This window comes from Pseudomonas sp. 1912-s, from assembly GCF_029269205.1.
Lineage (GTDB): Bacteria > Pseudomonadota > Gammaproteobacteria > Pseudomonadales > Pseudomonadaceae > Aquipseudomonas.
The window spans coordinates 79,129-101,136 of the sequence record NZ_JARIXR010000002.1; the positions used below are offsets into that span (position 1 = coordinate 79,129).

23 protein-coding genes are annotated in these 22,008 nt (G+C 61.3%); 13 read left to right on the plus strand and 10 right to left on the minus strand.

Annotated features, from left to right (window positions below; translation table 11 throughout):
- Positions 1 to 104: 104 nt before the first annotated feature.
- The 5 genes from P3C29_RS03130 (at position 105) to P3C29_RS03150 (ending at position 5,469) form a co-directional block, all read left to right on the plus strand.
- Positions 105 to 1,199 (plus strand): polyamine ABC transporter substrate-binding protein, encoded by a 1,095-nt coding sequence (locus P3C29_RS03130; protein WP_010167848.1) that lies wholly within the window; start codon positions 105 to 107, stop codon positions 1,197 to 1,199.
- Positions 1,200 to 1,362: 163 nt separating this feature from the next.
- The gene (locus tag P3C29_RS03135; RefSeq protein WP_201125641.1) at positions 1,363 to 2,457 is read left to right on the plus strand and encodes a polyamine ABC transporter substrate-binding protein; all 1,095 of its coding nucleotides are present in this window, start codon (positions 1,363 to 1,365) and stop codon (positions 2,455 to 2,457) included.
- 68 nt (positions 2,458 to 2,525) lie between these two features.
- Positions 2,526 to 3,668 (plus strand): polyamine ABC transporter ATP-binding protein, encoded by a 1,143-nt coding sequence (gene potA / locus P3C29_RS03140; protein ID WP_010167845.1) that lies wholly within the window; start codon positions 2,526 to 2,528, stop codon positions 3,666 to 3,668.
- Positions 3,665 to 4,585: an ABC transporter permease subunit gene (locus tag P3C29_RS03145; protein WP_003213882.1), complete on the plus strand. Its 921-nt coding sequence runs from the start codon at positions 3,665 to 3,667 to the stop codon at positions 4,583 to 4,585. The genes potA and P3C29_RS03145 overlap by 4 nt, the downstream gene beginning before the upstream one ends.
- Positions 4,582 to 5,469 carry an ABC transporter permease subunit gene (locus tag P3C29_RS03150; RefSeq protein WP_010167842.1) on the plus strand — a complete coding sequence of 296 codons (888 nt, stop codon included), beginning with the start codon at positions 4,582 to 4,584 and terminating at the stop codon, positions 5,467 to 5,469. Before P3C29_RS03145 ends, P3C29_RS03150 begins: the two co-directional genes overlap by 4 nt.
- Positions 5,470 to 5,611: 142 nt before the next feature.
- Here the strand turns inward: P3C29_RS03150 and P3C29_RS03155 are convergent, their stop codons facing one another.
- Entirely contained in the window at positions 5,612 to 6,253 is a 642-nt protein-coding gene (locus tag P3C29_RS03155) for an HD domain-containing protein (RefSeq protein WP_010167840.1), read from the minus strand.
- 265 nt (positions 6,254 to 6,518) lie between these two features.
- On the opposite strand from P3C29_RS03155, the gene P3C29_RS03160 reads away from it, so the two are divergent.
- The gene (locus tag P3C29_RS03160; protein WP_010167836.1) at positions 6,519 to 7,484 is read left to right on the plus strand and encodes a GlxA family transcriptional regulator; all 966 of its coding nucleotides are present in this window, start codon (positions 6,519 to 6,521) and stop codon (positions 7,482 to 7,484) included.
- Here P3C29_RS03160 and P3C29_RS03165 read toward each other — a convergent pair.
- Positions 7,462 to 7,815: a carboxymuconolactone decarboxylase family protein gene (locus P3C29_RS03165; RefSeq protein WP_010167834.1), complete on the minus strand. Its 354-nt coding sequence runs from the start codon at positions 7,813 to 7,815 to the stop codon at positions 7,462 to 7,464. The two genes, P3C29_RS03160 and P3C29_RS03165, sit on opposite strands and share 23 nt — an antisense overlap.
- Positions 7,816 to 7,914: 99 nt before the next feature.
- Here P3C29_RS03165 and P3C29_RS03170 point away from each other — a divergent pair, with 99 nt between their 5' ends.
- Positions 7,915 to 8,817: an AraC family transcriptional regulator gene (locus P3C29_RS03170; RefSeq protein ID WP_275963895.1), complete on the plus strand. Its 903-nt coding sequence runs from the start codon at positions 7,915 to 7,917 to the stop codon at positions 8,815 to 8,817.
- A 128-nt stretch (positions 8,818 to 8,945) separates the two neighbouring features.
- Here the strand turns inward: P3C29_RS03170 and P3C29_RS03175 are convergent, their stop codons facing one another.
- Positions 8,946 to 11,300: a penicillin acylase family protein gene (locus P3C29_RS03175; RefSeq protein ID WP_275963896.1), complete on the minus strand. Its 2,355-nt coding sequence runs from the start codon at positions 11,298 to 11,300 to the stop codon at positions 8,946 to 8,948.
- A gap of 226 nt (positions 11,301 to 11,526) precedes the next feature.
- Between P3C29_RS03175 and P3C29_RS03180 the strand changes: the two genes are divergently transcribed.
- Entirely contained in the window at positions 11,527 to 12,612 is a 1,086-nt protein-coding gene (locus P3C29_RS03180; RefSeq protein WP_275963897.1) for a GNAT family N-acetyltransferase, read from the plus strand.
- Complete coding sequence (locus P3C29_RS03185; RefSeq protein ID WP_201125638.1) at positions 12,609 to 13,490, plus strand: arginase family protein; 882 nt, start codon at positions 12,609 to 12,611, stop codon at positions 13,488 to 13,490. Before P3C29_RS03180 ends, P3C29_RS03185 begins: the two co-directional genes overlap by 4 nt.
- On the opposite strand, the gene P3C29_RS03190 is transcribed toward P3C29_RS03185, so the two are convergent.
- The 4 genes from P3C29_RS03190 to P3C29_RS03205 all read right to left on the minus strand — a co-directional run bounded on the left by P3C29_RS03190 (position 13,480) and on the right by P3C29_RS03205 (position 16,166).
- Positions 13,480 to 14,706 carry a DegT/DnrJ/EryC1/StrS family aminotransferase gene (locus P3C29_RS03190; protein WP_275963898.1) on the minus strand — a complete coding sequence of 409 codons (1,227 nt, stop codon included), beginning with the start codon at positions 14,704 to 14,706 and terminating at the stop codon, positions 13,480 to 13,482. The genes P3C29_RS03185 and P3C29_RS03190 overlap by 11 nt on opposite strands.
- A complete protein-coding gene (locus P3C29_RS03195; RefSeq protein ID WP_008438917.1) occupies positions 14,703 to 15,116 on the minus strand; it encodes an EamA family transporter in 414 nt (137 codons plus the stop codon). The genes P3C29_RS03190 and P3C29_RS03195 overlap by 4 nt, the downstream gene beginning before the upstream one ends.
- Positions 15,116 to 15,472: an EamA family transporter gene (locus P3C29_RS03200; RefSeq protein WP_275963899.1), complete on the minus strand. Its 357-nt coding sequence runs from the start codon at positions 15,470 to 15,472 to the stop codon at positions 15,116 to 15,118. Before P3C29_RS03200 ends, P3C29_RS03195 begins: the two co-directional genes overlap by 1 nt.
- Before the next feature lie 109 nt (positions 15,473 to 15,581).
- Entirely contained in the window at positions 15,582 to 16,166 is a 585-nt protein-coding gene (locus P3C29_RS03205) for a DUF6436 domain-containing protein (RefSeq protein WP_010167817.1), read from the minus strand.
- Between the two features lie 111 nt (positions 16,167 to 16,277).
- On the opposite strand from P3C29_RS03205, the gene P3C29_RS03210 reads away from it, so the two are divergent.
- On the plus strand, positions 16,278 to 17,219 hold the full coding sequence (locus P3C29_RS03210) for an alpha/beta hydrolase (protein WP_275963900.1): 942 nt from the start codon (positions 16,278 to 16,280) through the stop codon (positions 17,217 to 17,219).
- Between the two features lie 42 nt (positions 17,220 to 17,261).
- On the opposite strand, the gene P3C29_RS03215 is transcribed toward P3C29_RS03210, so the two are convergent.
- Entirely contained in the window at positions 17,262 to 18,014 is a 753-nt protein-coding gene (locus P3C29_RS03215) for a DUF2059 domain-containing protein (protein WP_275963901.1), read from the minus strand.
- A 131-nt stretch (positions 18,015 to 18,145) separates the two neighbouring features.
- On the opposite strand from P3C29_RS03215, the gene P3C29_RS03220 reads away from it, so the two are divergent.
- Entirely contained in the window at positions 18,146 to 18,778 is a 633-nt protein-coding gene (locus P3C29_RS03220) for a 2OG-Fe(II) oxygenase (protein WP_010167814.1), read from the plus strand.
- Positions 18,779 to 18,780: 2 nt separating this feature from the next.
- Entirely contained in the window at positions 18,781 to 19,275 is a 495-nt protein-coding gene (locus tag P3C29_RS03225; protein WP_275963992.1) for a DUF523 domain-containing protein, read from the plus strand.
- 28 nt (positions 19,276 to 19,303) lie between these two features.
- On the opposite strand, the gene P3C29_RS03230 is transcribed toward P3C29_RS03225, so the two are convergent.
- Positions 19,304 to 20,083 (minus strand): transporter substrate-binding domain-containing protein, encoded by a 780-nt coding sequence (locus P3C29_RS03230; protein ID WP_010167812.1) that lies wholly within the window; start codon positions 20,081 to 20,083, stop codon positions 19,304 to 19,306.
- A gap of 134 nt (positions 20,084 to 20,217) precedes the next feature.
- On the opposite strand from P3C29_RS03230, the gene P3C29_RS03235 reads away from it, so the two are divergent.
- Entirely contained in the window at positions 20,218 to 20,658 is a 441-nt protein-coding gene (locus tag P3C29_RS03235) for a DUF4399 domain-containing protein (protein WP_017139512.1), read from the plus strand.
- Between the two features lie 61 nt (positions 20,659 to 20,719).
- Here P3C29_RS03235 and serA read toward each other — a convergent pair whose 3' ends face one another.
- The gene (serA, locus tag P3C29_RS03240) at positions 20,720 to 21,949 is read right to left on the minus strand and encodes a phosphoglycerate dehydrogenase (protein WP_010167810.1); all 1,230 of its coding nucleotides are present in this window, start codon (positions 21,947 to 21,949) and stop codon (positions 20,720 to 20,722) included.
- Positions 21,950 to 22,008 lie beyond the last annotated feature (59 nt).

The following is a 22,008-nucleotide window of genomic DNA, read 5'->3' on the forward strand; positions in this document are numbered from 1 at the left end:
CTGTTTTGTTGCCCTTAGACGGGCTGCGAAACACGTTGTACTTAAAGAACGAACGTGGCCCAAAAAAGAAAAAATTGGAGCATGACCGAATGAAGGCATTAGGTTTGAAGAACGCTGGCAAGACCCTCCTGGCCTTGTCCCTGATGGGGGCCATGGCAGGCGCGGCGCACGCCGACGATAAAGTGCTGCACGTTTATAACTGGTCCGACTACATCGCACCGGACACCATCGCGAACTTTGAAAAAGAGTCCGGGATCAAGGTGGTCTATGACGTGTTCGACTCCAACGAAACCCTGGAAGCCAAGTTGCTGGCAGGCAAGTCCGGTTACGACATTGTCGTGCCGTCGAACAACTTCCTCGCCAAGCAGATCAAGGCCGGTGTTTACCAGGAGCTGGACAAGTCCAAGTTGTCGAACTACGACAACCTGAACAAGTCGCTGCTTAAGGCCGTGTCCGTCAGTGACCCGGACAACAAGCACGCCTTCCCGTACATGTGGGGCTCGATCGGCATCGGCTACAACCCCGAGAAGGTCAAGGCCGCACTGGGCATCGACAAGATCGACTCGTGGGACGTTATCCTCAAGCCGGAAAACCTCGCCAAGCTCAAAGGCTGCGGTGTGAGCTTCCTCGATTCGCCAACCGAAATGCTGCCGGTAGCGCTGCATTACCTGGGCCTGCCGACCGACACCCAGAAGAAAGAAGACCTCAAGCAAGCCGAGGCCCTGTTCCTCAAGCTGCGTCCTTCGATCGGCTACTTCCACTCGTCCAAGTACATCTCCGACCTGGCCAACGGCAACATCTGCGTCGCCGTGGGTTACTCGGGTGACGTGCAACAGGCCAAGTCCCGCGCGGCTGAAGCCGGTGGCAAGGTCAAGGTTGCCTACGACATTCCGAAAGAAGGTGCCGGCAGTTTCTACGACATGGTCGCCATCCCTAAAGATGCCGAAAACGTCGACGCTGCCTACAAGTTCATGAACTACCTGCTCAAGCCGGAAGTCATGGCGGGCATTACCAACAGCGTGCGCTTCCCGAACGGTAACGAGAAAGCCACCGCATTGGTCGACAAAGACATCACCAGCGACCCAGGCATTTATCCGCCAGCGGACGTGCAAGCCAAGCTGTATGCCATTGCTGACTTGCCGGCTGCTACTCAGCGGGAAATGACCCGCAGCTGGACCAAGATCAAATCGGGCAAGTAAGCCGCTTTGATAGCTGTTTTGCTAACTGCCGCGATGCGCGCGGTGGTTAGCGAAACAATTAAATGACAGAAAGTTTTGCCGGATCGGTTTATCGAGGGTAAGTTGCGCGCCGGTTTTGTTGCCGGGCAACAACTTCGGGCCCAACTATTAAGAGGACCTCCACTTGCCAATTTCTTTATTTCGCAAAGCCATGCTGGTGGGTGCAGGTATCACGCTGGCTGCCAGCGTGCAGGCCGCGCCGACGGTGCATATTTATAACTGGTCGGACTACATTGGCCCGGACACCCTGGCCAACTTTGAAAAAGCCACCGGTATCAAGCCGGTCTACGACGTGTTCGACTCCAACGAAACCCTGGAAGGCAAGTTGCTCGCCGGGCGGACCGGGTATGACGTGGTCGTGCCGTCCAACCACTTCCTTGGCAAGCAGATCAAGGCCGGGGCGTTTCAGAAACTTGATAAGTCGCAACTGACCCACTACGCCAACCTCGACCCGGCGCTGCTCAAGCGTCTGGAAAAGAACGACCCGGGCAACCAGTACGCCGTGCCGTACCTGTGGGGCACCAACGGTATTGGTTACAACGTAGATAAAGTCAAAGAAGTGCTGGGCGTCGACAAGATTGACTCCTGGGCCGTGCTGTTCGAGCCGGAAAACATGAAGAAGCTGGCGAGCTGCGGCGTGTCGTTCATGGACTCGGCGGATGAAATGCTGCCGGCGGTGCTCAACTACATGGGCCTGAACCCCAACAGCACCAACCCTGAAGACTACAAGAAGGCCGAAGAGAAACTCCTGAAAGTGCGTCCGTACGTGACCTACTTCCATTCTTCCAAATACATCTCCGACCTGGCCAACGGCAACATCTGCGTGGCGGCAGGCTTCTCCGGTGATGTGTTCCAGGCCAAGGCCCGCGCGGCCGAGGCGGGCAAAGGCGTGAACATCGCCTACGTGATTCCCAAAGAAGGCGGCAACCTGTGGTTCGACGTGCTGGCCATCCCCAAGGATGCCACCAACGTCAAAGAGGCCCTCGCCTTCATCAACTATTTGCTGAAACCTGAGGTGATCGCTCAGGTCAGTGATTACGTCGGTTACGCCAACCCTAACCCAGGGGCGGACAAACTGATGGAGCAATCGATACGCACTGACGAAGCGGTTTACCCACCGCAGGCGGTTCTCGACCGGACTTTTGTCAACTTCGAGCTACCCCCGAAAGTGCAACGTTTGATGACCCGTAGCTGGACCAAGGTCAAGACGGGCAAGTAAGGCTCAAACTATCCAAGGCTGGCCCATTTTGGGCACGCTGCACTCTTTTTTTTCTGGGAGTTTCGTAAATGGCAGTTGCCTCCGGCGCCTATAAGAAAGCCCTCGAGGGCGACCAGTCACCTAAAAAGGTGCTGGTCAAAATCGACCGGGTCACGAAGAAGTTCGACGAGACGATTGCCGTGGACGATGTGTCCCTGGAAATCAAGAAAGGCGAGATCTTCGCCTTGCTCGGCGGATCGGGTTCGGGCAAATCCACTTTGCTGCGCATGCTCGCAGGCTTCGAGCGCCCAACGGAAGGACGCATTTACCTCGACGGTGTGGACATCACCGACATGCCGCCGTACGAGCGGCCGATCAACATGATGTTCCAGTCCTACGCCTTGTTCCCCCACATGACCGTGGCCCAGAACATCGCGTTTGGCCTGCAACAGGACAAGATCCCCAAGGCCGAGGTCGACGCCCGCGTGGCCGAGATGCTCAAGCTGGTGCAGATGAGCCAGTACGCCAAGCGCAAGCCGCACCAGCTGTCTGGCGGCCAGCGTCAGCGGGTGGCCCTGGCGCGTTCCCTGGCCAAGCGTCCGAAACTGCTGCTGCTCGATGAGCCGATGGGCGCACTGGACAAGAAGCTGCGTTCGCAGATGCAACTGGAGCTGGTGGAGATCATCGAGCGCGTGGGCGTGACCTGCGTGATGGTGACCCACGACCAGGAAGAGGCCATGACCATGGCCGAGCGCATCGCGATCATGCACCTGGGCTGGATCGCCCAGATCGGCAGCCCGATCGATATCTATGAAACGCCTACCAGCCGCCTGGTGTGCGAGTTCATCGGCAACGTCAACATCTTCGACACCCAGGTGGTGGACGACGCCGAAGGCCACGCAGTACTCAAGTGCCCGGACCTGGACCGCGACATCTACGTCGGCTACGGCATCGCCACTTCGGTGGAAGACAAGTCGGTGACCTACGCCATCCGCCCTGAAAAGCTGCTGGTGACCACCGAAATGCCGACCTGCGAACACAACTGGTCCAGCGGCAAGGTGCATGACATCGCCTACCTCGGCGGCCACTCGGTGTTCTACGTCGAATTGCCGAGCGGCAAGCTGGTGCAATCGTTCGTGGCCAACGCCGAGCGCCGTGGCCAGCGTCCTACCTGGGGTGACCAGGTGTACGTGTGGTGGGAAGACGACAGCGGCGTGGTACTTCGCTCATGAACATGAAGAAGTTCAAACGCCAGCTGCAACGAATAACGCCCGGTGGCCGGCACGTGGTCATCGGGATCCCTTTCCTCTGGTTGTTCCTGTTCTTCATGCTGCCGTTCTTCATCGTCTTGAAGATCAGCTTTGCCGAAGCCGACGTGGCGATCCCGCCGTACACCGAGATCTACACCTTCGTTGAACAGAAACTGCAGTTGGTTCTGAACCTGGCCAACTACGGGATGCTCGGCGATGACGAGTTGTACATCGCGGCATACCTGGGCTCGCTGAAGATGGCGTTTTTCAGCACCATCCTCTGCCTGTTGATCGGCTACCCGATGGCCTACGCCATTGCCAGCGCGCGCAAGGAAATCCAGACCGTGCTGGTGCTGCTGATCATGATGCCGACCTGGACCGCGATCCTGATCCGGGTGTATGCGTGGATGGGCATCCTCAGCAACAACGGTTTGCTCAACGGCTTTTTGATGTCCATCGGGCTGATCAACGAACCGCTGCAGATCCTCAACACCAACATCGCGGTGTATATCGGCGTGGTCTATTCGTACCTGCCGTTCATGATCCTGCCGCTGTACGCCAACCTGGTGAAGCACGACCAGAGCCTGCTGGAAGCCGCCTCGGACCTGGGCTCGAGCACCTTCAACAGCTTCTGGAAAATCACCGTGCCGCTGTCCAAGAACGGCATCATCGCCGGCTGCATGCTGGTGTTTATCCCGGTGGTGGGCGAGTTCGTGATCCCGGAACTGCTGGGCGGCCCGGAAACCCTGATGATCGGTAAAGTGTTGTGGCAAGAATTCTTCAACAACCGTGACTGGCCGGTGGCGTCTGCCCTGGCGGTGGTGATGCTGGCGATCCTGATCGTGCCGATCATCCTGTTCAACCGCAGCCAAGCCAAAGAGATGGAGGGCAAGATATGAAGCGCGTCAGTTTCTCAAGCTTCATGCTGGTGGCGGGGTTGCTGTTCATCTACCTGCCGATGCTGATCCTGGTGATCTACTCGTTCAACGAATCCAAACTGGTGACGGTGTGGGGCGGTTGGTCGGTGAAGTGGTACGTCGGCCTGTTGGACAACACCCAGTTGATGGGCTCGGTAGGGCGCTCGCTGGAAATTGCCTGCTACACGGCGATTGCGGCAGTGGCACTCGGTACGCTCGCGGCCTTCGTGCTGACGCGTATCAGCCAGTTCAAGGGCCGCACGCTGTTCGGCGGCCTGGTAACGGCACCGCTGGTCATGCCGGAAGTGATCACCGGTCTGTCGCTGTTGCTGCTGTTCGTGGCCATGGCGCAGATGATCGGCTGGCCCCAGGAGCGTGGCCTGGTGACCATCTGGATCGCCCACACCACGTTCTGTTCGGCGTATGTGGCAGTGGTGGTGTCGGCGCGCTTGCGTGAGCTGGACCTGTCGATTGAAGAGGCCGCCATGGATCTGGGGGCGCGGCCGTGGAAGGTGTTCTTCCTGATCACCATCCCGATGATCGCGCCGTCTTTGGCGGCGGGCGGCATGATGTCGTTCGCGCTGTCCCTGGATGACCTGGTGTTGGCGAGCTTCGTGTCGGGGCCGGGTTCGACCACGTTGCCGATGGAAGTGTTCTCGGCGGTGCGCCTGGGGGTTAAACCCGAGATCAACGCCGTGGCCAGCTTGATCCTGTTGGCGGTGTCGATCGTGACCTTCCTGGTGTGGTTCTTCAGCCGCCGTGCCGAAGAGCACCGCAAGAAAGCCATCCAGCAGGCGATTGAAGAAGCGGCTGCGGATGGTTGGGAGAAACCGGCGGACTCGCGTCGCGCCCCGGCACCGGTCTAACTGACGGAACCGGCTTAAAAAATGTGGGAGCTGGCTTGCCTGCGATGGCGGTGTATCAGTCAACAAATTAGTCGACTGTCACACCGCCATCGCAGGCAAGCCAGCTCCCACAGTAGTTTTGTGGTGTTTATAAGATTGTGTTTCAGGCCACCCAAGGCGACTTGCGAATCACCTCGACAAAGTTCATCGGCTTGAACCCAGGCTCCTGATCCACCAGTACATCAGTCTTCACGTTGCCAAACGTGGTCTGCGGACGATGGCGCAAACCATCGGCAAACGCGCAGATGATGCATTCCTTGAACCCTTCACCCCGTGGGTGCGCATGCACCACGGCTTCGCGCTGCACGCTGCTGAACGCCGCGTATTCCATCCCCAGCACGTCCATTTCCACGCCCGCAGTCACCAGCGCCACGGTCGGACGCAGATGCTTGGGCACCCCCGGCGTAGTGTGCAGGGCAATCGACAGCCATACCTGCTCGATGTCGTCATCGCTCAGCCCGTAAGGCTTGAGGAAGTCCGCCGCTGCGTTGGCGCCGTCCACTTCAAAACGTTCGTCGTCACTGCGGTGGCCTTCCACCAGGCCCAGGTCGTGGAACATGGCGCCGACGTACAGCAGCTCCGGGTTGTAGGCCAACTGCTGGCGCTCACCGCTCAGGGCGCCGAACAGAAACACCCGGCGGGAGTGGTGGTACAGCAGGTCGGATTCGATGTCGCGGATGTATTCGGTGGTGGCCTTGGCCAGGGCGCTGTCCGGGATCTTGATGCCGGCGATGGTGGTGCTCATGGTCGTTCTCCTCAAGAAAGCGCCGGGTTGGCGCCGATGAGTCCAGTCTGGTCGCGCGTCCGCGAGGGGGCTACCGCGGCGAGGGTGCGATCCCGGCCAATGTGCCGTCACATCGTGCCAAGGCCATACGCGATCAACTGTAGGAGCTGGCTTGCCTGCGATAGCATCACCTCGGTATACCTGCTACACCGAGGTGTCTGCATCGCCGGCAAGCCAGCTCCTACAAGGGTTGTGTTTATTCAGTTAGAAAAAGGTGTTCCTGCTCATGGGCAAAACCGTCGCCATCCTGATCTTCCCCGGCGTCCAGTCACTGGACGTGACCGGGCCCCTGGATGTGTTCTGCGAAGCCAACCGTTTTCTGCCGCCTGGGGAGCATTACCAGCTTGACGTGATTGGCCTGGGCCACGGCAACATGGCGTGCTCCAACGGCTTGTCGTTGCAGGCGCACCGGCATTTCAGCGAGGCCCTCGAGCCCTACGATTTGCTGTTGATGGCCGGCGGGCCGCAGTTGCCCTTCGAGGATTTCGGCCCGGCCTTCAATCAATGGCTGCGTGACGCCAGCGCCCGAGCCAAACGCTTCGGCTCCATCTGCAACGGTGCCTTCCTGCTCGCCCGCGCCGGTTTGCTGGACGGGCGCACCGTCACCACTCACTGGGGCGACGCCGCCGGTCTGGCCGGTTTGTGCCCGTCGGCCCAGGTGGAAGCCGACCGTCTCTACGTGCAGGACGGCAACCTCTACACCTCCGCCGGGGTGACGGCGGGCATCGACCTGTCGCTGTACCTGCTGGCCCAGGATCACGGCCCGGAAGTGGCCCTCAGCGTGGCCAAGCGTCTGGTGGTATTCACCCAGCGTTCGGGTGGGCAGTCGCAGTTCAGCCCGTTTCTTACGCCCCACGCCGAAGCCACCTCGGCGGTGGCATTGGTGCAGCTGTATGTATTGGCGAACCTGACGGGGGACCTGACCATCGCCGATCTGGCCAAGGCGGCGAACATGAGCGCGCGCAACTTCTCCCGGGTATTTGCCCGGGAAGCGCAGATCACCCCGGCGGAGTTCGTCGAGCGGGCGCGGGTGGACGCGGCGCGGGTGATGCTGGAAAGCACCCACGCGCCGCTCAAGACCGTGGCGTATCAATGCGGCTTTCGCGATGCCCAGCACATGCGCAGTGTGTTCAATCGCCGGCTGGGCGTGACGCCGCAACAATTCCGGCTTAACTTTGCGGCGCCGGTGTGAGCGTGTCGTAGGCTTCCAGGGCGCGCAGCGAGTAGATGTACGCCGCGCCGGCATTCAGCGAGATTGCCGTGGCCAGGGTCGCGGCCACTTCTTCGCGGGTGGCGCCGGCCTTGATCGCCGCGTCGGCATGCACGCCGATGCAACCGTCGCAGCGTGTGGTGATGGCCACGGCGATGGAAATCAGCTCACGGGTCTTGGCATCGAGGACGTTGTTTTCCTCGGCAGCTTCCCCCAGCGCCATGTAGGCTTTGACCATCTTCGGGTTGCTCTTGCCCAGTGCGCCAAAGGCTTTCTTCACGGTAGGCAGCAAGTCGGACCAGTTATTGAACATTGCGTTAACTCCTCAGCGGGTTGGGTGTGAAGCCAGTCTGCGCGGTTCAGGTTTGGCGCTTTTGTTCGATCCACTCACCTTTTTGACCGATGCTCGCAAATGAACTCCATCGACACCCTGATCGCCTTGGCCAACCTGCGGGGCAGCCTGGACCTGCGCTGCCAGTTCCAGGGCGCCTGGGCCATGGACCACGAGCCCGAGCCGCTGGGCGTGGCGCCGTATCACATTGTGCTGGCGGGCACCTGCCGCGCCGAATTGTCCGGCGGCCAGCAGGTGACGCTGGAGGAGGGCGACATCCTGTTGATGCCCGGCGGCGCGACGCACCTGGTGCGCAGCCAGGGCGTGCGGGTGAAGCCGGTGGCGCAGACCGTGATCGAGGGCGGCCTGCTGCCGATCCATCGCCTGGGGAGCGATCAGCCGGACGTGGACATGCTCTGCGGCAGCTTTCGCTACAACCGCCAGTCGTTGTTGTTCAGTGCGTTGCCGGACTACCTGGTGGTGTCCAGCCGGCAGTGGCAGGCCGATGGGCAGTTGGCGGCACTGATCGCCTTGCTGCGCAGCGAGGCGGACGGTCAGCAGTTGGGCGCGCGGTTTTTTATCGATGCGCTGTCATCGGCGTTGTTCACCCTGATTTTGCGGGCCTGGCTCACGCAGCAAGCGCCGGCGGCGGGCACCTTTGCCTTGCTGGCCGACAAGCGCCTGGGCAAGGCCTGGCAGGCGATGCTGGCCGAGCCTGGCCATGAGTGGACCATCGACAGCCTGGCCAGCGCCGCGTCGATGTCCCGGGCGACGTTCATGCGGGCGTTTGTCAAAGTGGCGGGTGTGTCGCCGTGGGTGTTGTTGACGCAGTTGCGCATGGAGTTGGCGTTCAACCTGCTGCATCAATCGCGGTTGAGCCTGACGGATATTGCCGCCCAGGCGGGGTATCAATCCCAGGCGGCGTTCAGCAAGAAATTCAAGGAAACCTACGGTGAGGCGCCGGGGCGCATGCGCGCACGGTAGACGCAATAACACAGGTCGAAATGTGGGAGCCGGGCTTGCCCGCGATGGCATCACCTCGGTTTAACTGAGGCACAGAGGCGTCTGTATCGCAGGCAAGCCAGCTCCCACACAGTCCGTATTTCAACCACCTACCTGGCCGGCAACAGCTTCAGCGTACTGCGAGTATTCGCCGTCACTTCCTCATCATTGAAATGCGCCTGCTCATACCCGCCTTCGATGTACGTTTCCGCCTGGTCGGCGTAGTGCTTGTCGAAGGGCACGCCACTCTGCCCGACCGGGTTGATGGTCAGCGCATGCGCAGCATCGGCGAAGTCGACCAGGCGCCGGGTCGATGGGCCGTAGGTCACTGGCCACGGCGCCGGGCCGATCTGGGCGGATTGGTTGTTGGGCACTTCATGGGTGCCGGGAGCGGCAAACGGGCCGACGTTGACGATCTTGTCCAACGGCTTCTGCGAGCCCAGCGGATGGCCGTGGGTCAGGGTGTGGGCCTTGCCCCACTGCCATTGCGCGGGGTCATCGCCGAAGGTCGCCTTGAGGTGTTGCAGGCTGTTGTCCCAGGCGAGCTTGACGGTGTCGGCGCGGTGGCCGTCCCACCATGGCGAGTCCGGCGACGCGGCCAGGCGCGGCAAGGCGGCGTCCACCACGCGGGTGGTGAGCAATGTCTTGAACATCGCGTCGCCCAGTTTCGGGCGGAACGCCGCATCGGTGAGGTTGAACAGGAACTGGTTGAACAGCGTGGCACTGGTGGAGTCCAGCGGGTAATCGCCTTTCCAGGTTGCCAATTGCTCCACCAGTTTCAACTGCGCCGGGTCCTTGACCACTTCACGCAGCACCGGCAGCAGCGGCGCCAGCAGCCGTGGGCCGTAGGCGGTGGTGGTGCCGAGCTGCAAGGCCTGGCTGTTGTTCACGTCCCATTTCACGCTGTTGTCGCTCAGTTGGGCGTTCAACTGCTGGCCACGGTCGGCGAGGTTGTAATACCCGGGGATCGGCATGCCGGTAGGCGACGCCGGCTGGGCGTTGGCGGACACCACATAACCCCGTGTCGGGTTTTCTTCCTGGGGGTTGGCGCTGAACGGGTAGAACCCGAGCTTGTCCGCCTGGGCGGTGCTGCCGTCGAGGATAAAGCCCGGGTTGACCCCGGCCGGGCGGATCGGCAATTGCGCCGCCGCCCACCAACCGATATCACCCTTGGCATTGGCCCACACGATGTTCAAGCCGGGGGCCTGGACCTTGGCGGCTGCGGCCCGGGCCTTGGCCAGCGTGTCGGCACGGTTGAGCTGGTAGAAACCTTCGAGGATCGGGTTCTCGGTATTCAGGAACGCCCACCACATGGCGATCGGCGTCTTGCCGGCATTCTCGCCGAGTACGTCATTGATGATCGGGCCGTGGGGCGAGCTGCGCAGGGTCAAGGTCACCGGGTCCTGGCCCTTGACCGCGATCTGCTGCTCGCTGCTGGTCATGTCCACCCATTTGTCGTGGTACCAGACCTGGTTGGGATTGTCCGGGTTGACCTTCTCGGCGATCAGGTCGAGGTCATCGTTCTGGAACATGGTCAGGCTCCAGCCGAAATCCTTGTTGTGGCCCAGGAACGCCACCGGCACCAGCGCGTTGTGATACCCGTAAAGCTCGAAGCCCGGTGCCGACAGCTGCGCCTCGTACCACACCGACGGTACCGAGAAGCGGATGTGCGGGTCGCCCGCCAGCAACGGCTTGCCACTCTTGGTGCGGCTGCCGCTGATAGCCCAGGCGTTGCTGCCTTCGAACTGCGGCAGGCCGTTGTCGGCCAGGGCCTGCTCGCTCAATTGGGCGATGGCGCCGAGGTCTTTCCAGTCACCGGCGGCCAGGTTCAGCGCGCCCTTGGGCTGCCAGTCGAGGTCGAAGACCTTCAGGTAATCGTTGCCCAGTTGATCGCGTACGTACGTCAGCAAGGGTTCGGTGCGAAAGGCGGCGGCAAAGCTGTAGGCCAGGTAGCCGGCGACGCTGATGGTGTCTTCGGCGGTAAACGGGCGCTTGGGGATGCCCAGTACGTCGAACTCCATCGGCCTGGCGTGGCTGTCCTGATACTGGTTGACGCCGTCCAGGTAGGCTTGCAGAGCCTTCCAGGAGGCCGACTCATGGTCCATGTGCTCCACGTAGCTCAGGGCGCGTTCGCGAATGCGCAGGCTGCGGAACAGTTTGTCGGTCTCCAGCAGCTTGGGGCCCAGCACTTCGGCCAGTTCGCCACGGGACAGGCGCCGCATGATCTCCATCTGGAACAGCCGGTCCTGGGCGTGCACATAGCCGAGGGCGCGGTACAGGTCGGTCTCGTTCTCGGCGCGGATATGCGGCACGCCACGGTCGTCGTAACGCACGGTGACCGAGCCTTGCAGGTGGGCCAGCTCCACCGTGCCCTGGCGGGTCGGCTGCTTGCTGTACACGTACCAGCCGGCACCTACCATAAGGGCGACGAGCAGGATGGCCAGCGCGGTCAGGATGCGTTTCATGGGGTGTCCCTTATGAGTGATCCGGGCAGTTTAGTGGGTTTGGCGAGCGGTGAGGAAGAAGCTGTTGGCTTCGTGTTCCCTGAACCTCACCTGCATGAAGTGGGGGTTCTGAAGTTCGACGCGGATGGGCGGGTTATTATGTTTACTCTGTTACATGAAACCAGCGGCGCCGTGATCAACCAGGCCATCCGGGCGCGCCTTTGCTATCACTTTCGGAATGCAATTTATGACAGATCCCAGCCGTGCACAGGTGCCTTATGCCTGCTGCATGGAAACGCCATCGCTGATCAGCAGCTTTTTGCGATACCCGCCGGTTGGCTTCAACGCCCAGCTGTCAGCACAGGGACTGCCGTACTTTTTCACCCGGTTTGACCTGCAAACCACCGCCGACGATGAGCTGCGTGCCCGCCTGCGCGGTTGGCCGGGGTACCGTTTGTGGCAGTCTTGGCTGCAGGTCGACAGCTGCTTTGTCGGCACCACGGTCAGCGAATACTCGCCGTTCCCGCAGGACGTCCCGCCCCAGGACATGGCGCAATGGCTGCAACAGGCGTTGGCGCCACAACGCGCACTCACCATCGTCAAAGATGTGCCGCTGGATTCTCCGCTGCTCAGCGTCGAGGACAATCGCTACGCACACGCGTTGATCGAGGCCTGCACCCAGCGCGGGTTCATCAGTGTCGAGGGCCAGGCGCTGGCCTATGTGCCCATCGACTTCACCTCGGTTGACGAGTATCTGTCGCGGTTGTCCCACAGCCGCCGGCGCAATATCCGCCGCAAGTTGCGCAGCCGCGAGGCGTTGCGCATCGAGATCCTGGACACTGGCGACGCCCGGTTCAGCGATGAGCAATGGCAGCAGGAACTGTATCGGCTCTACAAGGCAGTGTACGAACAGAGCGAAATCCATTTCGATTTGCTCACGCCCGAATTCTTCATCCAGTTGCTGACCGATGCCGACAGCGGCGGGCATGTGTTCTGCTATTGGGATGGGGATGAGCTGGTGGGCTATAACCTGTGCTACCAGCAAGACGGCAAGTTGCTCGACAAGTACATCGGCCTGAATTACCCGCTGGCGCTGGAGCACAACCTGTACTTCGTCAGCTGGTTTGTGAACCTGGAGTACGCGCTGGAAAAGGGCCTGGAGTTTTATGTGGCGGGCTGGACCGACCCACAGGTCAAGTCCAGCCTCGGCGCCAGGTTCACCTTCACCCGCCATTTGGTCTGGGTGCGCAACCCGCTGTTGCGCAAGGTGTTGAACCGTTTCCGACACCATTTTGAAAGCGACATGCAGTGGCAGCAGGAGCAAACCGCATGAGTCAGGCCCGACCCGCATTGATCCTCGATTTTGATGGCGCCGTGAATAACATTCCCGGCGCCCTTACCCTGCCGCTGCAAGCCTGGCAGGAGAAGATCCGTTTCGGCTGCCGCTGGGCGCAGTTCAAGGAGCTGGAGCGCGCCCTGCACGCGCAGATGCCCAGCGACTACGGCTGTGTGTTTACCGGCAGCGGTGACTATCACCACCTCAGCCAGTTGCTGTTGAACCGCCTGCCCACCCAGCAAAAGATCCAGCTGATCATTTGCGACAACCACCCGGACAACATGCGCTATCCGTTTGGTATCCATTGTGGGTCCTGGGTTTACTGGGCCAGCCGCTTGCCGCAGGTCGAGCATGTTCACGTGCTGGGCATTGGCTCGCCGGATATTTCCCTCAAGCACGCCTGGGAGAATCACTGGTCACCGCTGGTGAAACGCAAGCTGACCTACTGGAACACCAACGTCGATACGCGTTGGTTGAACTGGATCGGCGCAGGCCGCAGCAATCGGGCCTTCAGCAATGCCGACGAGTTGATGAGCGCGTTCCTGGCCCAGCTCGACCGTTCGCTGCCGGTGTATCTCTCCATTGATAAAGACGTGTTGAGCCCGGAGGTGGTGAATACCAACTGGGACCAGGGCGAGTTTCTGGAGAAGCATTTGAATGCGCTGATCGACGCATGCCAGGGCAGCATTATTGGCGCCGACATTACCGGCGATGTGTCGGCCTACCACTACCAGAGCAAGTTCAAGCGCTGGCTGAGTGCGTCGGATGGCCAGGAGGAGTTGCCGGAGAACCAGGTGGTCATCTGGCAACAGCAGCAGAATGAGTTGAACGCACGCTTGTTGACCCGTATCGATCAGAGCTGGGTCAGCGCTTAAGAATCCGCCGTAGATGGTCCAGCACCTGCTCAAACAGCTCATCGGTCAGCCAGTGGCTGTTGCTGATCGAGAGCGTCTGGGCGGCGAAGCTTTGCGCGCAGGGGATAGCGGCGCCTGGCTGTAACAGTGAAGTGAGTGCCGGGTAGCCCGGCAGCACGTGGATAAACAGGCGGGTGACGCCCAGGCCCGCGGTCCACAGCTGCGCCATGGCGGTATCGCGGGTTTGTGCGCTGGGCATCACCACCATCAGGAACGGCCAGGTGCCTTGCTGGCCCGGGGCATCGGTCAACACCGACACGCCGGGCAGGCTGTTGAGCTGCGCCACGCGGCGCAAGGCGCGCAGGCGGCCTTGCTGCAAATGCTCGGGCAAACGTGCCAGCGCGGCGGCGCCGACCTTCTGGCGATAGCCGCCCAGCCGGTGCAACGGAATATCGTTGACGGAAAAATCGTCGCCCACCGCCGCCACTTCATCGCCCCGCGCCAACGCCGCCCGCAGTGGCTTGCCATACACGTACTTCAGGCCGCGCGGCTGATACGCCACGGCGTAGCCCCACAGTTCGGCGCTGCGCTGCAGCTCCCAGCGCAGGCTGAAGGGCAAGTCCTGGCGGCATTGCCGGTGCAACGCCTGGTGCAATTCCGGATTGCGGCTGAACAGCACACCGCCTTCCGCCGTGGTCAGGCCTTTGCCCAGTGCCATGCTGAAAAAGCCGATGTCACCTTTTAGCCCGACGCTTTTACCGTCATCCAGCGCACCCATGGCTTGGGCCGCGTCTTCGATCACCGCCACGCCGAACGGCGCGGCAATGCGATTGGCGGTATCCACATCCGCCACGCGCCCGGCCAGGTGAGTGACGACGATCGCCAGGGTGTTTTCGTTGCACAACTGCGCCAACTGTTGTTCGTCGAGGTCGATGCTGCCCGGCTTTAAATCGCACGGCACCACGCGCAAAGGCGGGCAGTGATGGGCCGCCAGGGCCACCAGCGGGCAGGTATAGGCAGGCACGATCAGTTCGGTGCGCCCGGGCATGCGCTGCTGCAGCACGCGCAGCGCCATGATCAGGGCGGCGGTGCCGGAGCAGGGCAGGGCCGGCAGCGGAATATCGAGTTGGCGGGCCAGGTCGCGGGCCAGGTCGCCCGAGCGGTTGAACAAATCCTGCCAGCGCAGGGGAAGCCCCGCCGTCGGCGGGATCTCCCGTTGGCCGGCCACGCGGGTCATGACGCCAGCGTCTGCGAGGGCTCGGCCTCGACGGTCTTGCTCTCTTTGTCTTCGCTGCGGGCCAGGCACAGGATGCCCGCAATGATCAGCGCGCCACCGACGATTTTCGGCAGGGTCAACGTGTCGTTGAACAGCCAGACAGAGATCAGCGTCACGCTGATCAGCTCAAGGTGTGAGGCCGCAAACGCCGGGCCGACTGGCGCGTATTTGAGCAGGGTCATCCAGGTAAAGAACGCGCCGATGTAGCCAACGAATGCACCGTAGATCCATGGCGCGCCGAACACGCGTATCAGCCAGGCGGCGTCCATCGTCAGTGGCTCGGCATGAATCGAGGCGAATTTGAAACTGACCTGCGCCAAGGTATCGAAAATGATCAGCGACAGAAAACCCAGGATATAAAACCGTTTCATTACTCAAACCCCACGACGGTCACGCCACAGGCGATCAGCAGGATGCCGATCAACCGCCACTTGCTCAGGCTTTCCTTGAACAGGAAACGGCCCGCAATCATGATCACCACAATATTGATGGAACCCAGCATTACGCCCACCGACAGCGGTACCAGCGTCAGGAAGGCCAGCCACAGCACGAATTCGAATACATAGCAGATGATGCCAAGCCAGATCCACGGGCGCTTGAGCATATGGCGCCAGTGGGCCATGCCGTTATGCTCGGCGCTGGCGGAGGCTGCGGCTTTGAACGCCAACTGGCCGGACGTATCAACGATAACGTTGAGGATCCAGAGGATGATGGTTAATTGGCTCATGTGTTCCCGTGTCGTCTGCTGGTACGGCTAGTCGCTTACGATACAGGAGCATGCCGATACAGTTGCTCGAGTTTGCCGAACGAACAGCGTCTGTTCAGCTTGCGCCCGGTCAGGGCGGAGAGGTTTCCCCGTTCCACTCGCAATAGCAGCCTACCGCCAGGGTGTGGGTCGCATTGACCTCGCGCCCGCCTTCGAGGGCTTGCAGGATGGGTTCGATAAAGCTGTTGCTCGAATTACACGTCAGCCCTTCGCTGTAGGGCCCGAAATACGCCAGTTTGCCACTGCGGTCCCAGATGCCCACGGCGGGGCTGGCAGGCAGGTGTTGAGCGCCGGGCACGGCCTTGAGGGGCTTCATTGCGCCGAGGGTGGCGGGCAGTTGGCCGTGGCTGCCGGCTTTTTGCAGGGAATAGAACTCCACGCCCTGGGGCGCGTACTGCTCGATCAGCTCGCCGAGGTGCTGCTGGTTGCCGACGTTGCACGGGCAGGCCGGGTCCCAGAAGTGCACCAGGCGGATGGGGCCGGGGCCGGCAAGCTCGGCGGGCAGGCTCAGGCTGTCACCGGAAAACACCGCCGTATGCTCACTGAACGCCCGCAGGTAGCGCCCCTGGAACCAGTCATACGCCGCCCATAACACGCCGGCGCAAATAATCACGATCAGGCTGGCGAAGAGGGTGGTGCGGTAGGGCTGTCGCATCTGGATCAATCCTCGGAGGACGCGTAGCTTGCCATGCTTGCCCTGACAGATGAATATCGCGGCTCGATATTCATCTGTTCAACGCGTTGAAGCCACAGTCTGGAAGTTCTTATGCCCGTTACGTTTGACCCTGATCATCTACGCGAAAGCTTGCAGCCCCTGGTGGACGCGCAGCCGCTTTCTGCCGAGGCCCGGGTCTACCAGCGCTTCTACGGCCTCGACCTGGCGGCCCGCAAGGTGCCGGCAACAAGCCGCCTGGGGCGCTTTGCGGTGGACGGGTTCGAGGTGGTCTGCCAGGTCTGGTGGCCGCCCGTTCCGGTGGCGACGATGTTCCTGTTCCATGGCTTCTACGACCATATGGGCCTGTACCGCAACGCCGTGGATTGGGCGCTGGACCAGGGCTTTGTGGTCATCGCCTGCGACTTGCCGGGCCATGGCCTGTCCAGCGGCGAGCGGGCCAGCATCGATGATTTTGCGGTGTACCAGGACGTGGTGCAGGCGCTGTTTGAACAGGCCAGTGCCCTGCAATTGCCGCAGCCGTGGCATTTGTTCGGGCAAAGCACCGGCGGCGCTATCGTGGTGGATCACCTGCTGAATCACGGCGCAGAAAGCCCGGCCCAGGGCAAGACCTTCCTGCTGTCACCCTTGGTGCGGCCTCGCGCCTGGGGCTGGTCGCAGCTCAGTTATTACCTGCTCCGGCCATTCGTCAAAGGCATCGCCCGGCGCTTCAGCGATAACACCAACGACCCGCTGTTCAAGCCGTTCCTGGAGGCCGACCCGTTGCAGCCTCGGCAGCTGCCGACCGCCTGGGTGGGCGCCCTGGCGCGCTGGATCAAGCGCATCGAAGCGGCGCCACGCAGTACGCGACGGCCGTTGATCGTGCAGGGCGAGGAAGACATGACGGTGGACTGGCAGCACAACCTGAAGGTGTTGCGTAGCAAATTCGACCAGCCGGAAGTGTTGATGCTGCCGCGCGGCAGGCATCATTTGGCGAATGAGATTCCAGAGATTCGGCAGCAATACTTCAGGTTTCTCACCGACCACCTGAAATAACGCTGTTCCCTGTGGGAGCAGGCAAGCCAGCTCCCACATCGTTTACGGTGCCAGGCTTGAGGTGCTTTGCCCTACCGCCAGCCCGGCCCGAATCGCCGCCAGAGCCGCCTTGTAGTAAGCCTTGCCCTCCGGCGACTCCGCGAACGTCGCGAACTCTTCCAGCTCCGGGTCGGACAAATCCCGGTAGACGTACAGCAGCGTGTTGTTCAGGTCATTGCCAATCTGCTGCATCAGCCGCTCGCGCTGACCGTTCAACATGCCTTGGGCCTGACCGCCGCCCAACAGGCCGGGAATCATCTGGCTCAAACTGTCAGCGGCCACACCGGCGATCGCCAGGCTGACTTCAGCCCCGGCTTCCCGCGCGGGCAGGGCCTGGGCCAGGTGGCCGATGATCAGGCTGCGGGTGGCGTCGGCTTCCATATGCGGCAAGCCCTGGGCATTCTTTGCCAGTTGATCGCGACGGGTCGCCAGCAGCTCGGCGGCGACAATCTTGCGGCCAAGGGGCGACTGGAAAAAGGCCAGGGCCGGCTTCGGGTCTGCCAGGTTCTTGCGCAGCTGTGCCTCGGCCCGCTGGTCTACCGACTGGGGCGCAAAGCGTTTATTGCTGTTGTCCACCAGCGCCTGATACACGGCGGGCGGCAAGCTGTTGCGGTAGCGTTGCTGGGCGGCACTGAGGGCGTCATTAAAATGCGCGCGCTGGTCTGCCCAGCCGGCGACCTTGTACAACTGGTCATGGCCGTCTGCCCAAGCGGGCAAAACGCAGAACATCAGCAGGGAAAAAAACAAACAACGCATAGGGACTCCTGTCAGTCGGCCACTATTGTCCGTGTCGGGCGTAGGATTTGTCGAGAAATCCTATCGGTCACCTGACTAAAGTGTATTCAGACGCTCGGCGGCTCTGTCGGATTCACAGGCGTATGGATACTATGCGCGCCATGCCCATACCCTCCGATCACCCGCTGCTGTTACGCATTGTCGATGACCTGGCCGCACAAGGCTGGTCGCAGCAGAATATCTTCCTGCCCGAGGCTCTGACCCTCGAACTCGCGGCTGAGTGCCATAAACGCGCCGCTGAAGGTGAATTGGCACCGGCAGCCGTCGGACGCGGGCCGTCCCAGGAGATTCGCGAGGGCATTCGGGGTGACCATATCCAGTGGCTGGAGCCGGGCGAAGTAGTGGCCTGCGACAACTATCTGGAGTTGATGGACAGCCTGCGGGTGGCGATGAACCGGGGTCTGTTCCTGGGCCTGGAAGACTTCGAAAGCCACTTCGCGATGTACCCGCCTGGGGCGTTTTACCTCAGGCATGTGGACCGCTTTCGCGATGACGACCGGCGCATGGTGTCGGCGGTGATCTACTTGAACAACGCCTGGCTGCCGGAGCACGGTGGCCAGTTGCGCATGTACCTCAAGGGCGACGTCGAATACGATGTGGTGCCCACCGGCGGTTGCCTGGTGGTGTTCCTGTCGGGGGAAATCCCCCATGAAGTCCTGCCCGCCACCCGCGAACGCCTGTCCCTCACCGGCTGGTTTCGCCGGCGGGGTAACGAGCCGTTCTGATGATGCAAAAGATTCTGGTCAGCCGCTGCCTGCTGGGGCACCGGGTACGCTACGACGGAGGAGCCAGCGGGCCTTTCGACCAATTGGCCGCGTGGCAGGCCGAAGGGCGAGTGGTTGCCGTGTGCCCGGAAGTGGCGGGTGGCTTGCCGACGCCGCGCCCGTCTGCCGAGATTCCGGGCGGGCAGGGGGTTGATGTCTGGGAGGGCCGCGCCCAGGTGCTGACGGCCCAGGGCGAAGACTTCAGCGAAGCCTTCCTCGAGGGGGCCCGCCAGGCGCTGGCGTTGGTGCAGCGCCACGGCATCCGTATCGCCGTGCTCAAGGCCAACAGCCCGTCTTGCGGCAACCTGCTGACCTATGACGGCACGTTTACCGGCGTGAAGGTGACCGGCGAAGGCGTGACGGCGGCGCTGCTCAAGCGCCATGGGGTGCTGGTGTTCAGTGAACTGGAGTTGCCCGAGGCGGCCGCGGCCCTGGCAAAACTCTCAAGCCCGACATAGATCAAAATGTGGGAGCTGGCCGAGTCGTTTATTCGGCCTTGGCCACCGGCTTGCTCGCATCCATCCCGAACCATTTCTCCGACAGCGCCGTCAGCCGGCCATCGGCCTTCACCCGTTGCAGGGCCTTGTCCAGGCTGGCCTTGAACGCCGGGTTACCTTTCTGGAACGGAATCGCCAGGCTCAACGTCGGGCCCACATCTGCGCCTCCCTTCACCGGTAACTCGCTGTCGCGAATCGCGTAGGGAATCAGCAACCGGTCACTGATGGCCGCGTCGATCTGTTGGTCGGCGACGTCCTTGATCGGCTGTTTGGCATCGGCATAACTGCGCAAATCAACGCCTTCGGCGGTGCGCGCCTGCTCGACAAACTGACTGCCCTGGGCCACGCCCAATGCCTTGCCCTTGAGCGCCGCAAAGCTGCCCAGCGGGCGTTGTTCCTGCTTGCGCACGATGAGCTGTGCGCTGGAGTAGCTGTAGGGTTCGCTGAAGTCGAAACGATCCGCCAGTTCAGGAGTCATAGCGATATGGTTGATTGCCACGTCGTACTTGGCGCTTTCTACGCCGGGCAGCAAGTCGGCGGCATCGACGGTGATAAAGGAGGGGCGTACGTCCATTTCCTTGGCCAGTAATTCACCCAACTCCACTTCAAAGCCGGTGAGTTTGTCGCCTTCCTTGAAGTTGAATGGCGGGGTATTGGCTTCCAGGGCGATGCGCAGTTCCCCACGGTCAAACACATCGTCGATCAGTTCGGCATGGGCCAAGGGGCTCATAAGGGGCAGTAAAAGTAACAGGCCAGGCAGGAAACGCATGGTCTCTCCTAAAGAATTCGAATGAGCGAGGCGTTGTTCAAGCTCGCTTTGCTATGGTGTTGAGTGCCTTGGACAGCAATTTGTCGCGAAGTTGTCATAACCCTACAGATTTCCCGGAAAAACTGGAGAAGTGAATGAAAGCTCTTTTGTCTCGTGCAACCCTCGCCAGCCTGCTATTGGGCGCTTCGATGCTGGCAACCGCCGCCGATGGCATCCCGCGTAGCGCGCCGCCAGAAGGTGCCAAGGTGTTTATCGTGTCGCCGAAAGATGGCGCCACTGTCGACAAGACCTTCACCGTGAAATTCGGCATGGAAGGCCTGAAACTGGCCCCGGCCACCAGCCAGGACCCGGGCACCGGCCACCACCATCTGCTGATCGACCAGAAAGAATTGCCTGACGCCAGCGTGCCGATCCCGGCCACCGACACCGTGATCCACTACGGTAAGGCCCAGACCGAAACCGAGCTGACCCTCACCCCGGGCAAGCACACGCTGCAACTGGTCGCCGGCGACAAACTGCACATGCAGTTCAACCCGACTGTAGCCTCGAAAGTCATCACGGTTAACGTCAAGTAAGATTTGTTCAGACAAAAAAAGGGAGACCCGAGGGTCTCCCTTTTTTGTGCGCGTTTAACGATTAGAACAACACGCGGCTACGGATAGTGCCGTTGATGTGTTGCAGCTTCTCTTGCGCCAGGTCCGAGTACTCGGCGTCTACGTCGATAACCACGTAGCCGACTTTCTCGTTGGTCTGCAGGAACTGACCGGAAATGTTGATGCCGTTTTCCGCGAAGACCTTGTTGATCTCCATCATCACGCCAGGGATGTTCTGGTGGATGTGCAGCAGACGGTGCTTGCCAGGGTGAGCCGGCAGCGCTACTTCCGGGAAGTTGACCGAGGACACCGACGTACCGTTGTCGCTGTACTTGACCAGTTTCTCCGACACTTCCAGGCCGATGTTGGCTTGGGCTTCAGCGGTGGAGCCGCCGATGTGCGGGGTCAGGATCACGTTGTCCAGGCCACGCAGCGGGCTTTCGAAGATGTCGTCGTTAGAGCGTGGCTCTACCGGGAACACGTCGATGGCGGCGCCGATCAGGTGCTTGTCCTTGATCGCGTCGGCCAGGGCGTCCAGCTCGACCACGGTGCCGCGTGCGGCGTTGATCAGGATCCCGCCCTTCTTGATGGCGCGGATTTCCTTCTCGCCGATCATCCACTGGGTCTCAGCGGTTTCCGGTACGTGCAGGGTCACGATGTCGGACATACCCAGCAGCTCGGTCAGGCTCGACACCTGAGTGGCGTTGCCCAGCGGCAGCTTGGTCAGGGTGTCGTAGAAGAACACCTGCATGCCCAGGCCTTCGGCCAATACCGACAGTTGAGTGCCGATCGAGCCGTAACCGACGATACCCAGCTTCTTGCCGCGGATTTCGAAGGAGTTGGCTGCGCTCTTGATCCAGCCGCCACGATGGCAGGAAGCGTTCTTCTCGGGAATGCCGCGCAACAGCAGGATCGCCTCGGCCAACACCAGTTCGGCTACGGAACGGGTGTTGGAGTACGGTGCGTTGAACACCGCGATGCCGCGCTCGCGCGCTGCGTTGAGGTCGACCTGGTTGGTGCCGATGCAGAAACAGCCGACAGCCACCAACTTCTTGGCGTGATCGAAGATCTCTTCGGTCAGCTGAGTACGGGAGCGAATGCCGATAAAGTGCGCGTCGGCGATCTTTTCCTTTAACTGGGCTTCCGGCAGAGAACTGGTGATGTACTCAATGCTGGAGTACCCAGCGGCTTTCAGAACGTCGACAGCCGATGGGTGGACGCCTTCCAGAAGAAGGAACTTGATCTTGCTCTTATCGAGAGAAGTCTTGCTCATCTGCGTAAACCTGTATCCCGGAGAAAAATGGCAGGGAATCGGACAGCGGGGAGCTGACC

Bases quoted from the DNA above. Each gene is read 5' to 3' on its own strand.
- potA (WP_010167845.1), top strand. From the start codon at position 2,526: ATGGCAGTTGCCTCCGGCGCCTATAAGAAAGCCCTCGAGGGCGACCAG.
- P3C29_RS03145 (WP_003213882.1), top strand. From the start codon at position 3,665: ATGAACATGAAGAAGTTCAAACGCCAGCTGCAACGAATAACGCCCGGT.
- P3C29_RS03150 (WP_010167842.1), top strand. From the start codon at position 4,582: ATGAAGCGCGTCAGTTTCTCAAGCTTCATGCTGGTGGCGGGGTTGCTG.
- P3C29_RS03155 (WP_010167840.1), bottom strand. From the start codon at position 6,253: ATGAGCACCACCATCGCCGGCATCAAGATCCCGGACAGCGCCCTGGCC.
- P3C29_RS03160 (WP_010167836.1), top strand. From the start codon at position 6,519: ATGGGCAAAACCGTCGCCATCCTGATCTTCCCCGGCGTCCAGTCACTG.
- P3C29_RS03165 (WP_010167834.1), bottom strand. From the start codon at position 7,815: ATGTTCAATAACTGGTCCGACTTGCTGCCTACCGTGAAGAAAGCCTTT.
- P3C29_RS03170 (WP_275963895.1), top strand. From the start codon at position 7,915: ATGAACTCCATCGACACCCTGATCGCCTTGGCCAACCTGCGGGGCAGC.
- P3C29_RS03175 (WP_275963896.1), bottom strand. From the start codon at position 11,300: ATGAAACGCATCCTGACCGCGCTGGCCATCCTGCTCGTCGCCCTTATG.
- P3C29_RS03180 (WP_275963897.1), top strand. From the start codon at position 11,527: ATGACAGATCCCAGCCGTGCACAGGTGCCTTATGCCTGCTGCATGGAA.
- P3C29_RS03185 (WP_201125638.1), top strand. From the start codon at position 12,609: ATGAGTCAGGCCCGACCCGCATTGATCCTCGATTTTGATGGCGCCGTG.
- P3C29_RS03190 (WP_275963898.1), bottom strand. From the start codon at position 14,706: ATGACCCGCGTGGCCGGCCAACGGGAGATCCCGCCGACGGCGGGGCTT.
- P3C29_RS03195 (WP_008438917.1), bottom strand. From the start codon at position 15,116: ATGAAACGGTTTTATATCCTGGGTTTTCTGTCGCTGATCATTTTCGAT.
- P3C29_RS03200 (WP_275963899.1), bottom strand. From the start codon at position 15,472: ATGAGCCAATTAACCATCATCCTCTGGATCCTCAACGTTATCGTTGAT.
- P3C29_RS03205 (WP_010167817.1), bottom strand. From the start codon at position 16,166: ATGCGACAGCCCTACCGCACCACCCTCTTCGCCAGCCTGATCGTGATT.
- P3C29_RS03210 (WP_275963900.1), top strand. From the start codon at position 16,278: ATGCCCGTTACGTTTGACCCTGATCATCTACGCGAAAGCTTGCAGCCC.
- P3C29_RS03215 (WP_275963901.1), bottom strand. From the start codon at position 18,014: ATGCGTTGTTTGTTTTTTTCCCTGCTGATGTTCTGCGTTTTGCCCGCT.
- P3C29_RS03220 (WP_010167814.1), top strand. From the start codon at position 18,146: ATGCGCGCCATGCCCATACCCTCCGATCACCCGCTGCTGTTACGCATT.
- P3C29_RS03225 (WP_275963992.1), top strand. From the start codon at position 18,781: ATGCAAAAGATTCTGGTCAGCCGCTGCCTGCTGGGGCACCGGGTACGC.
- P3C29_RS03230 (WP_010167812.1), bottom strand. From the start codon at position 20,083: ATGCGTTTCCTGCCTGGCCTGTTACTTTTACTGCCCCTTATGAGCCCC.
- P3C29_RS03235 (WP_017139512.1), top strand. From the start codon at position 20,218: ATGAAAGCTCTTTTGTCTCGTGCAACCCTCGCCAGCCTGCTATTGGGC.
- serA (WP_010167810.1), bottom strand. From the start codon at position 21,949: ATGAGCAAGACTTCTCTCGATAAGAGCAAGATCAAGTTCCTTCTTCTG.